This window comes from uncultured Methanobrevibacter sp. (assembly GCF_937906425.1).
Classification (GTDB): Archaea; Methanobacteriota; Methanobacteria; order Methanobacteriales; family Methanobacteriaceae; genus Methanobrevibacter.
Genome location: NZ_CALCYR010000113.1, coordinates 1 through 3742, shown reverse-complemented (window position 1 = coordinate 3742; position 3742 = coordinate 1). Strand labels below are relative to the sequence as shown.

3 protein-coding genes are annotated in these 3742 nt (G+C 32.7%); all 3 read right to left on the bottom strand.

Annotated elements, in window-relative coordinates; all coding sequences use genetic code 11:
• Nucleotides 1-61: 61 nt before the first annotated feature.
• A complete protein-coding gene (cfbC, locus tag Q0138_RS02985) occupies nt 62-865 on the bottom strand; it encodes a Ni-sirohydrochlorin a,c-diamide reductive cyclase ATP-dependent reductase subunit (RefSeq protein ID WP_297980723.1) in 804 nt (267 codons plus the stop codon).
• A 224-nt stretch (nt 866-1089) separates the two neighbouring features.
• Entirely contained in the window at nt 1090-2352 is a 1263-nt protein-coding gene (locus Q0138_RS02980; protein ID WP_297980720.1) for a peptidase U32 family protein, read from the bottom strand.
• 193 nt (nt 2353-2545) lie between these two features.
• Nucleotides 2546-3535, bottom strand: a complete 990-nt coding sequence (cysK, locus tag Q0138_RS02975; protein WP_297980716.1) for a cysteine synthase A — start codon at nt 3533-3535, stop codon at nt 2546-2548.
• Nucleotides 3536-3742: the final 207 nt, after the last annotated feature.

The following is a 3742-nucleotide window of genomic DNA, read 5'->3' as shown; positions in this document are numbered from 1 at the left end:
AAAAATAATTAAAAAATTAAAAAATAATTAAAATATTAAAAAACTTAAAAATAAAAAATATTTAATCTAAAAAGGATTTGAAGAAATTCTCAAAGTCTTCGTCTTCCATTGGTTCTGGAGTGAAATATTTTTCATTTTCAAAAATCTCATTTGCCAAAGTTCTGTAATCTTCAGCTTCCTTTGACCCGGGAGCATATTCAACAACTGTCTTGGCGTCCAATTCACTTCTTTGAATCAGATTGCTTCTTCCAATTACTCCAATAACCTGAGTTCCAATCTCCTCTGCAAAGGAATTAACAATATCTTCCTCGTTCTCAATTCCCTTACAATTGCAGACTATGCCTCCAAGGTTTCCCTTAAGCTTTTTAATACCCTTGGAAATGTTATTTGCAGCATATAATGACATATATTCTCCTGAAGATACAATGAATACCTCATCAGCATAATCCTCCCTGAGAGGTACAGAAAAACCTCCGCAGACAACATCACCTAAAACATCATAGATAATTACATCAAAATCCTCATCAAAAGCATTTAAATTCTCCAAACGTTTCATAGCCACAATAACACCACGTCCAGCACAGCCTACACCAGGTTCCGGACCTCCGCTTTCAACACATTTGATGCCATTGAATCCTTCAAAAACCAAATCTGAAAGTTCAGGATTTCTGTTATCTTTCAAGGTATTTACGATTGTAGGTATTCTTTTACCGCAAAGGGTTCTTGTAGTATCTGATTTAGGATCACAGCCAATAACCATGACCCTCTTATTAGCCTCACTATATGCAGCTGCAATATTAGCTACTGTAGTACTTTTACCTATACCACCTTTACCATAGATAGCTATTTTCTTCTGCTTTTCCATCATTACACCAAAATCTTTAATTAAAACAATACTTGAAATATAAGAATTATAAATTATTAAACATTATTTAAATATTTCATCATAGATAATTTTTTGTGAAATTTATATAAAAATTTAATTTAAAAATAAAAATTTAATCTAATTATAAAAATTTAATCTAATTATTAAAATTTAATTTAAAAATAAAAATTAAATTAAAATAATAAAACTTCAAATTATTAAATTCATTTTTCCTCACGGGGAATCAACTTATAAACGTAATCACTTTCTCTCAACTTGTTTTCAATAGCTACAGCAACATTAGACCCCTTTTCAGCTTTTTCAATAGCTTTTCCATCTATCTGCATTGAATCAACAATATGAGTTATTGAACCTGTTGTAGGACCCTGAACCATAATCTCATCGCCAATAGCCAAATCGTCCCAAATCCTGAATTCTGCAACCTTGATTTTATTATAATAATTAACAACCTTTCCAATGTCCTTCTTTATGAATTTTGACTGGTTATCCTCACTTTTCTCATATGGAACATTAAAATAAAAACCTGTATCATAACCACGGTTGAAGACCTTCATAAGCTCTTCCATCCATTCAGGATTGAATTTCCAATTTTCACCATCCTCATAATACAAGTCAATGGCTTGCCTATAGACCTTTACAGCTGCAGCCACATAGTCTGGAGAGCGAGCCCTTCCCTCAATCTTAAAGGAATCTATTCCTGATTCAATAAGTTCTGGAATATGCTCAATCAATGCCATATCCTTTGGAGAGAAGAAATTTGTCCTATAGGTCTCATCATAGGATTGGGTGATTATGAATGATTCATCCTCACAATCTGCGGTGTTTGTTACATTGTCATTATCATTTTCCTCAAAAACAAGTTTCCATTCCTTTCGGCAGGGCTGAAGACAATCACCACAGTTTGCACTTCTGCCATAAAGACCATAGCTTAAAAAGCATCTGCCTGAAATGGCCATACACATTGCTCCATGAATGAAAACTTCAGTCTCTATTTTGGAATCGCTTTCCTTAAGCTTTCTTATAATTTCCCGAATCTCATCCAGAGACAATTCCCTTGAAAGGATTGCCCTTTTGACTCCAAGCTTTTCAAGGGCCTTTAAGGAATAGAAATTGGTGGTGTTTTCCTGAACGCTTATGTGTGGTTCAAGATTATTTTCCAAAACAAGATCAATCAATGCCAAATCAGATAAAATGATTCCATCTGCACCATATTCACTGATATAAGGCAATTGCTTTCTTAACCTTTCAACATCATCATCCTTCATTATGGTATTTGCACAAACATACAATTTAGCATCGTATTCCTTTGTTATCCTACTTGCTTCCTTTATATCATCAAGGGAAAAGTTGCTTGCATTTATTCTCATATTGGATTCTTCCAGCCCAATATAAACAGCATCAGCACCATTTTCCAATGCACTTCTAAGTGATATGAAGTTTCCAGCAGGAGCTAATAATTCCACCATAAAAACAATCCTTGAATTTTAAAAACAATAATGAATGAATAAAATTAAAATAAATAAAAAAATGAATTAGAATAAAATCAAATGAAAAATTAATTAAAATAATTTTTAAATTAATAAAAATTAATTAAAATAATTTTTAAATTAATTAAAATTAATAAAAATTAATTAAAATTAACTAAATAAAAAATTAAATCTAATTAGATGGGAAAACAGAATCATCGTAGGCATCGTATAATTCTTGGAATACCCATTCAGTAGACAAGTATCTTTCACCGGTATCAGGTAAAATAACTACAATGGTTTTTCCCTTGTTTTCAGGACGTTTAGCAAGTTCCAAACCAGCCCAAGTAGCTGCACCTGAAGAAATACCTGCAAAAATACCTTCTTCACGAGCCAATTTCAATAAGGTACTGCCTGCATCCTCATCCTTTACAGGAACAATTTCATCAATGATATCGGTTTCAAGAACGCCAGGTACAAAACCAGGACCAATACCTTGAATCTTGTGAGGTCCTTTCACTCCTTTACCTAAGGTTTGAGAGCTTTCAGGTTCTACAACAACAGCTTGGAATTCCGGTTTTTGTTCCTTGATGTATTGAGCAATACCGGTTATTGTACCGCCGGTTCCGGCAGCTGATACAACAATGTCAACTTCACCATCAGTGTCCCTATAGATTTCAGGACCTGTAGTCAATCTGTGAATTTCAGAATTTGCCTTATTTTCAAACTGTTGTGGAGTGAATGAATTTGGAGTGTTTTCAGCAAGCTCTGCAGCTTTTGCAATAGCTCCTCCCATACCTTCACTACCAGGAGTCAAGACAATTTCAGCACCAAAGACTGCAAGCAATTTCCTTCTTTCAATGGACATGGTTTCAGGCATTGTCAATATTAACTTATAACCTTTAGCCGCTGCCACAAAGGAAAGGCCAATACCAGTATTTCCACTTGTAGGCTCAATGATAACAGTATCCTTATCAATTTTACCTTCTTTTTCAGCAGCTTCAATTAAGGAAACTGCAATACGATCTTTTACACTGCTTACTGGATTGAAAGATTCGATTTTAACAAGCACATCAGCTTCCAATCCTTCTGTTAATTTGTTTAATCTTACAAGAGGAGTATTACCTATCGCTTCAGTAATGTCGTTAGCTACACCTCTTTTTAATTCAGGAATATTTACCATAATAATCACTTCAAAATAATTTAATAAAAATTACAATCAAATTAGTAAAATATACATAATCCCATTTATAAAACTACTAATGTATATTACTAAATAAATTATATATTTCCCAGCCTTAAATATATAATTCCATTATAATATAAATTTTTAATATTCTTTAAAATCAATTAAAATAGTTTTAGAGAATACAAAATCGAAATTCTTTAA

Coding starts and splice junctions, on each gene's coding strand:
- cfbC (WP_297980723.1), bottom strand. CDS start 865: ATGGAAAAGCAGAAGAAAATAGCTATCTATGGTAAAGGTGGTATAGGT.
- Q0138_RS02980 (WP_297980720.1), bottom strand. CDS start 2,352: ATGGTGGAATTATTAGCTCCTGCTGGAAACTTCATATCACTTAGAAGT.
- cysK (WP_297980716.1), bottom strand. CDS start 3,535: ATGGTAAATATTCCTGAATTAAAAAGAGGTGTAGCTAACGACATTACT.